This window comes from Streptomyces sp. SID12501, assembly GCF_010550245.1.
Classification (GTDB): domain Bacteria; phylum Actinomycetota; class Actinomycetes; order Streptomycetales; family Streptomycetaceae; genus Streptomyces.
The window spans coordinates 1-410 of sequence record NZ_JAAGLU010000873.1; the positions used below are offsets into that span (position 1 = coordinate 1).

Annotated in this window: 1 protein-coding gene; it reads left to right on the forward strand. The window is 74.4% G+C overall.

The window, feature by feature from the left end; translation table 11 throughout:
• Positions 1–410 (forward strand): MoxR family ATPase (locus G3I71_RS48910; protein WP_164325441.1); only part of this gene is annotated, 410 nt, incomplete at both ends.

A 410-nucleotide genomic window follows, 5' to 3' on the forward strand; every position in this document is an offset into this window, starting at 1 on the left:
GCACCGGCAAGACGGCCGTCGCGCGCGCGGTCGCCGCGGCGCTCGGCGGCACGTCGCGCCGCATCCAGTTCACGCCCGACCTGCTGCCGGCCGACGTGACGGGCACGAGCGTGCTCGACCCCGCCACCGGCGAGGTGCGGTTCCGCCCCGGGCCGGTGTTCTCGCACGTGCTGCTCGCCGACGAGATCAACCGCGCCGCCGCCAAGACGCAGTCGGCCATGCTCGAGGTCATGGCCGAGCGCACCGTCACGGCCGACGGCACGACGCACACCGTGCCCGACCCGTTCCTCGTGGTCGCGACGCAGAACCCCGTCGACCTCGACGGCACGTACCGGCTGCCCGAGGCGCAGCTCGACCGTTTCCTGCTGCGCGTGAGCCTGGGCTACCCGGACCTCGAGCACGAGCTCGCG